The sequence below is a fragment of the Sulfurovum sp. genome, assembly GCF_041551015.1.
Lineage (GTDB): Bacteria > Campylobacterota > Campylobacteria > Campylobacterales > Sulfurovaceae > Sulfurovum.
Genome location: NZ_JBFENQ010000086.1, coordinates 1 through 7,418 on the forward strand (window position 1 = coordinate 1; position 7,418 = coordinate 7,418).

The window sequence follows — 7,418 nt, forward strand, 5'->3', positions numbered from 1 at the left end:
AGTAGAAGTGTCCATCTTTATCTGTGGAACATGAGAGAGAGGAAAAGCCAAAAGTACCAAAACAACGATGATAACTTTAAAAGGATTATCATATATAAATGCTCCCATCTTTCCCATGAGATTTTCTAATTTATTGTGCATTTGAATCCTTTTTTTATCATAGTATACTTATACTATGTAATGTGTCTGTATTTTAGTATTATTACTTTATAAGTAAACTTACAAGCCTACTTAATTGCTCTTATTATTCTTTATACCTTGCTATTAAAATAATCCTCTTGAAAAAGCAAAACCAATACTCATCTTTGTTACACTATTATCATAATCGATTAAACTCTCACCATATCCATTAAAAAGCTTAACATACCAGAACGTGTTATCTGAATTAAAAAATGGAGCCATGTAATCAAACTGAACTGCGCCTTTATTATTATCTAAGTCTAAATTATTTCGTAACAGTAGATTAAAGTGATGTTTTCCATAAAGATATTTCAATTCAATTTCTCCATAACCCAAGTAATCAACTATATCTGGATTGTCATCACCAGAAGCTCCAGGATCTGTTCCGTCATAAAAAGCATCACTTTTTCTCTCTTCAGGTATTCTATACCAACCTTCAATTCTCATTAGAAGTGAATCCCACTGCCATAGTGTTGCTAAAAAAAGTCTATTCCATGACCTGGAAGCATACCCCTCTCCTCCATTAGACTGATGTTTATATCCAAATTTAAGTGCTTTTAAATTATATTTTTCATCCCAATCATCTGATGTCGGAAGAATCATAAAAAATTCAGGTGTGTAGTTACTCTCTCGAAATGGTGCTGATTCGTCATACAATTTCCACCAAACCTGTTGCGTATATGCTGCAGTGATATATTCATTCCAACCAAAGAGATTATAGGTCAAAGGCTTTTGGAAACTAAGCTGGTACTCTGCTTCAATTTTGCTCTCATACTCCCGATATGGTAACAAGCTCTCCGGTAGTGTATTCTCATTATATGCTGAAAAATAGCGTTTATACTTACTTGATGAGTATGTAAATGGTGTAAAATAATTGGTGTGATAAGGGCGTAAACCAAAACTGTTTTCTAAAAACTTTATTACCATGGATTTAACTTCTGGTGTCTCTACATCTATTTTAGAAAAAGCAAAATTTGCTCCTTTTTGTTCTGATGTATAAGTAAATTGTTTTTGTAACCTTTCAAGTATGTTTTCTTTTTCAGTCACTTTAGATTTTGTATACTCTTTTTGGACATATGCATATTTTGAAGCAGCCTGTTTGTACCAATGTACTGCCTTCAATATATCTTTTTTAATCCCTTCGCCATTCTCATACATTTGAGCCAAGATATATTGTGCCTCTTTATTACCTCTTTCTGCCTCTGTTTTAATTACATCATAAGCTTTTTTATAGTTTTTTTCTTGATAAAAGACAAGTGCTTGAGTATATGCATCAGCACCTTTTCCCATAAGAATTACAGATGAAAATACACTAAACAGTAAAAAACCAAATATACTCATTCTCAACATTACACTTTCCCCTTTTCATACCATTTTCTCAGCCATGCATCCATTGGGTACATGATACGGTAAATAGAGGGAACTACTAAAAGTGTTAAGATAGTAGAACTTATAAGACCCCCTATGATTGCAAGTGCCATCGGTGCATTACTCTCATGTCCTGCTCCGGTACCAAATGCCAAGGGGAGCATAGCTCCTATCATTGCAAAAGTGGTCATCAAAATGGGACGAAGACGTTTTTCTCCAGCTTCAAGTATTGCTTCATTTACTTCTTTCCCCTCTTTGATCGCCTGATTGGCAAAATCAACTACCAAGATCGCATTTTTACCTACCATACCCAGCAGAAGAATGATACCGATCATAACAAATAGACTGAAATTATTTCCAGTTAAATAGAGTGCCACGATCACCCCGGTTAATGATAGCGGCATTGCCACCATAATAATAAATGGTTGAATGATAGACTCATAGAGTGCCGCTAAAATAAGATAGATCAAAATGACGGCAAGTAATACAGCTGCACCAAATGCTGCATTGGTATCGGCCATATTCTCAATATCTCCCGTGTAACGGTAATTGTACCCTACAGGCAGTATCTCTCCCATTTTATCATCCACTACTTTCATGACAACATCCAAACTGGTCTCATAGATCCCTGATGTGACCATTACTTTTCTCTCACGGTCAAAACGGTTTATGGATGCTGTTCCTGTATGCTCTTCAAAGCTGATCAATCCTTCAAGTGAGACAAACTCGCCATCACTGTTTTTAACCTGCAATTTTTTAATATCATCTATATTAGTACGGTATTGATCTTCAAAACGCAATGTTATGTCAAATTCACGGCCATTCTCTTCATAATAAGAGATAGCTCTATCACTCGAATACGCACTGGAGAGAATACCTGCTAACTCATTTGCACTGACACCTGCACGTTGAGCATTTTCTCTTAAAATATCTATTTTAATTTCTGGTTTACCACTCTCATAATCCCTATCTATACCTACTACACCTCTTGTTTCTTTTAGTATATCCATCAGCTTTTGCGTAGTCTTATTTAAAACATCAAGGTCCGCACCTGTTACAACGATCTGTACAGGAGCATTACTGGCCCCCGTATCAAATGGTGCGACTTCTTCAACGGTTACAACCATATCTTTAACTGTTTTAAATTCATTTGTATAATGCTGTACTACATCCTCTTGTGAAATACTACGGTCTACTACCGGTTTAAGCTTCGCATAGATCTTAGCTTTATGAATCTCCTTAGCACTGTTATACCCAATAGACAATACAGAGTACTCTATATTCTCATCACTCTCCATTTTTTCAAGCATAGGTTTCATTTTACGCTTCATCTCTTCCAGACTTGTACCTACCGGGGATTTAGTAAATACCTGAAATTCACTGTTATCTTCCATAGGAACAAAATCCATCCCTGTAGAAAGTTTGGTTGATCCGACAAGTAGTCCGATCGTTACGAAGATAGTAATCCACTTAAAACGGATCAATGGTTTAAGTATGGCTACATAGGTTTTGTCCAATCTCACAAAAAAAGGCTCGGTCAGATGATATAATTTGCTCTGCTTAGCACTTAAAACCCGTGCTCCGACAGTAGGAATGAACATCACTGCTACCAGGTAGGAGAGTACAACACCTGCTGCAACGGTCATGGCAAAAGAGTTAAAGAACATACCTACGATCCCATCCATAAATGCTACAGGCACAAAAACTGCCAATAATACGGAAGAAATCGCTAAAATAGAAAATGATACCTCTTTAATACCTTCAAATGATGCTTGAAATGCTTCCATTCCTTCTTCCATTTTTTTGGTAATATTTTCAATGACAACAATCGCATCATCAATAAAGATACCAATTGCCAGCGTTAACCCTATAAGTGTAAGTTTATTTAAATCATACCCCATCCAGTCAATGATGGCAAAAGTACCGATGATAGACGTAGGTATTGCAAGTGCAGATACAATCGTTGCAGTCATATTTCTAAGGAAGAAAAAAACAATCATAATTGCCAAGATAGATCCGTAAATAAGGTCAAATGTCACATTATCGATATTTACCATGATCTTATCACTCTGGTCTTGAAGTAATTGCAACGTATAATTTTCACCCGCGATTGCTTCAAGACGCGGCATTACTTCTTTAACACCTTTAATGATATTAAGTACATTTTCACCAGAGATCTTTTTTACTTCCAGCATCACTCCCTGATTGCCATTGTAAGTAGAGTAACTGCTACTATCGCTCAAGCCATCTTCCACTCTTGCAATGTCTTTAAGTTTAATTCCTGGTTTAAGTATCAATTCTTCAAGATCCTCCACACTGATTGCATCTGCTTTAACCTTAATAATAGTCTCTTTTTGCTCATTTATTAACTTACCGGCTCCCTGATTGATATTTTGTGCGGCAACTATATTTTGAACATCCAGTGCTGTAAGACCGTATTTATTAAGTTTAAACGGATCGACAAATATACGAATTTCTCTATCTTGATATCCAACGATATTTACTTCACCTACACCTTGAATACGTTGGAGTATAGGCTTGATCTTTTCATCTGACATTCGCATGAGTGCTGTAACATCAGCCGTTTTAGTTGCAATAAAAAGGTTTATCACTACTCCACTTGCACCCAATTTTTTTACAATGGGTTTTTCAACTTCATTTGGCAAGATCACAGAACCTATCTTGTCACGTATATCATTAGTTGCTTCATCAATATTTTTAAAGAGCTCAAACTGCACGGTCACCGCAGAAAATCCTTCATAAGAAGTAGACATAAGTTTATCAATCCCATCGATACCACTGATCGCTTCTTCAAGTTTATCAGTTACTTTAGTCTCAACTGTACTTGCATCAGCACCATTATAGTTTGTTTGAATGGTTACAACAGGAAAGTCTACATTTGGAAAAAGATTGACAGGCATCGTATTGTAAGACATCAATCCAAATACAATGAATGATAATACTCCCATTAGGGTTGTTATAGGTCTATTTATGGCAAATTTATACATCATTTCCTACTTTGTTGTGATGTACCCATCACCAAAGAGTCCAACAGGAAAACTTTGTGCTTTCACTTCTGCTAACATCTTTCGTGATTTTGATTCTATCGTTGGATAAATTTTATAAATGATTCCAGAATAAGTAATATCATCACCATCAACTTTGTATTTGAATGTATCACCAACTTTCACTTTTTGATGATATTTTTGATCAAACTTCAAGATAAGTTTTCGAGTATTAAGACTCTGAATATCAAATACCTCTGTGATCATCTGACCGCTTACCACATCACCTATCTCAACTCTTTTTGCAGTGATTATCCCATCAAAAGGTGCACGTAGATAGGTTTTATCTAAAAGTGTTTCCTGATACTTCAGTTGTACTTTTGCATTATCATACTTATAAGCATAACTATCAAAAAGTGATTCATTAATATGCTGCTGAACCTTTTTTTGTCTCTCATAGTCACTCTTTGCATATTTTAAGGCCACCTTGGAAACCTCTACTATCGCTTTAATATCATCATTAAGCAATTCTGCTAAAAGTTCCTCTTTTTTCACTGTCGAACCAATATCTACATTCATTTTCCCAATGATTCCACTAGTGCTGAATGCCAAAGAAGCACTCTTTTGGGCTTCTATATCAAAAGTTGCATAGATTTCCTCTGCATTTAACTGTAATACTATACATAGTAAAAATACGATCTTTTTCATCTAATAAACTCCTTTGGGTCCTTCCCCGCATAATAGTAATAGATCGATTTACCGATCTCATAATCATAAAGTGTTTCTTTATATCTTGATTGTGCCAGTGTTTTTTGTGTGAGTGCATCAAGAAAGGCAATATTATCAATTAAACCTACTTCAAATTTCTCTTTCAATACATCATAAGTACTTGTCGCAGCAAGTAAAGCACTTTTCGCACTTTTAAGTCTTGTACGTATGGTCTCTAAACTTTTCTGGGACAAATGAAAGTTCATTTCTTGCTCATTTTCAGCATATTCAATCTCTGAGAGTAATGCCAGCTTCTGATACTTTACTGCCTCACTCTCTTTAGACATTCTTCCATTATCAAAAATACGCATATTAACAGAGATTTTCAAAGTATTTTGATGGTCTTCCAATAAATCAAAACCAGGTAATGAAACGGTATCATCATAATCATATTGATTGTAGGTATCTGACAGATTTATTTGAGGTTTGTATCCAGCATTAATAGCATTGGCATTCTCTCCTATGGCATTGGCATTGGCTTGAAGCATTTTAATATTCTCAAAAATTTCAAATTCAACATTTTTAGGTTCTTGAAAATAGTTTCTTTTTAACTTTCTTACAGGTAACCCGCTAAGGAGCTGTAGATTTTTTTCACTACTGAAAATTTCCAGTTTTGTATTTGCCATCGTATAATTATTACTGTCATACTCTGCTTGAAGTTTATCTACTTCTTCTTGTGTAGAAAGCCCTGCACCCTTAAACTTTTTTATACGTTTAATCTGTTCTTTCAATTCAGTAGAACGCTCTTCCAGTGCTCCAAATGTAGCCTTGAGCTTTTTCAATCCATAATAGTATTGAACTATCTGAAGTGTAATGCTTTTTTGAAAAGCACTTTTTTCAAAAAATGCCGCCTCTTCTTCATAACTTTTGGCATTTAAAAGTGCACTTTTTCTACCACCATCATAAAGATCAACACTTACCATTGCATAGGCAGCAGATACTTCTCCTGGGTTCACCACGCTGTTAGGAGATATATAGCTTTGACTTGCCCCGATATCTATTGTTGGCCAGTATGCACTTTTGGCAGTATCCACTTCTTTTTGTTTCGCTTTAATACTAATCTCTTTTGCCTTGATCAGACTATTGGATTTATTGGCATTCTCTACCAGTGTTGTTAAACCATAACTCTGTGCAAAAACATACAGAGGAACAAATAACCCTAATAGAACTTTCATCTATAACTCCTTCGGATTTGAAGCTAATAACATCTCTAAGAAAATGTTTATTTCAGTTGTGATGTCACAACTGCTCATACGTGAATCTACTACCAATCCTGTAGCAAACAGCATTAGCGTACTTTCAGATATCACTCTATCTTCAGCTATCTCTCCCAACCTTTTTCCTGCATCCAAGATCTGTTTTAGAATCATATGAAATTTTTCTCTACACTGTTCAGAAAAAACCAGCATCTCCTCAGGTTCATTTGTGAGTGAGATCGCAATAAACTCTTTATATACTTTAAGCTGTTTTCTTGCCATTTCATTTTCAAACAGAAGAAAAAAGAAATGAAACAGTTTTTCTTTCGTTGTAATCGGTGCTTCCACTAATTCCATTAATTTCTTTTCATGTTCAACAATGAAGGTTGTTATGATCTCAAAAACAATATCTTCTTTATTTTCAAAATACTCATATATCGTCCCTTTTCCAACACCCGCTGTCTTTGCAATTTGAGAGATGGTAAGTGAATTGATCCCATGTTCCAAGAGTAATTCTCTGCATGAGAGCGCGATATTTCTACGCTTCTCTTCTTTATTTACAATAATTGGCATAGAGCTCCTTTATTATGACTGACCGTCGGTCAATTAAAAAAGTATAGTACTATTTTGATTAAAAATAGATGATAAATTGAAGAATCAGTAGTAAAATGGGTGGATTATATTAATTTCATATGAAATAAATAAACGTGATAGAAATACTGGATAAAGGTATTAAATTCCTTTTATCCCTTTTGCAACATCTTCTTCCAACTGTCCAAATGCTCTATCCATAGCATCCACTATACTGGCTGCATCGCTATGTGTAGAAACCGCTGTACTAAAGAGCTTTGCTTTACGTTTATGAGTGCTGACTTTCATCACTTCCCAGTTGGCATCAAGG

5 protein-coding genes are annotated in these 7,418 nt (G+C 35.2%); all 5 read right to left on the minus strand.

Annotated features, from left to right (window positions below; translation table 11 throughout):
* Nucleotides 1-264: 264 nt before the first annotated feature.
* The 5 genes from ABZC96_RS06650 to ABZC96_RS06670 are packed head-to-tail and all read right to left on the minus strand — an operon-like array spanning nt 265 to nt 7,090.
* A complete protein-coding gene (locus ABZC96_RS06650) occupies nt 265-1,530 on the minus strand; it encodes a phospholipase A (RefSeq protein WP_373029954.1) in 1,266 nt (421 codons plus the stop codon).
* Nucleotides 1,530-4,556 carry an efflux RND transporter permease subunit gene (locus ABZC96_RS06655; protein ID WP_373029955.1) on the minus strand — a complete coding sequence of 1,009 codons (3,027 nt, stop codon included), beginning with the start codon at nt 4,554-4,556 and terminating at the stop codon, nt 1,530-1,532. Before ABZC96_RS06655 ends, ABZC96_RS06650 begins: the two co-directional genes overlap by 1 nt.
* 6 nt (nt 4,557-4,562) lie before the next feature.
* Nucleotides 4,563-5,261, minus strand: coding sequence for an efflux RND transporter periplasmic adaptor subunit (locus ABZC96_RS06660; protein ID WP_373029957.1), 699 nt, complete (start codon nt 5,259-5,261; stop codon nt 4,563-4,565).
* Nucleotides 5,258-6,496: a TolC family protein gene (locus ABZC96_RS06665; protein ID WP_373029958.1), complete on the minus strand. Its 1,239-nt coding sequence runs from the start codon at nt 6,494-6,496 to the stop codon at nt 5,258-5,260. Before ABZC96_RS06665 ends, ABZC96_RS06660 begins: the two co-directional genes overlap by 4 nt.
* Entirely contained in the window at nt 6,497-7,090 is a 594-nt protein-coding gene (locus ABZC96_RS06670) for a TetR/AcrR family transcriptional regulator (RefSeq protein ID WP_373029960.1), read from the minus strand.
* Nucleotides 7,091-7,418: the final 328 nt, after the last annotated feature.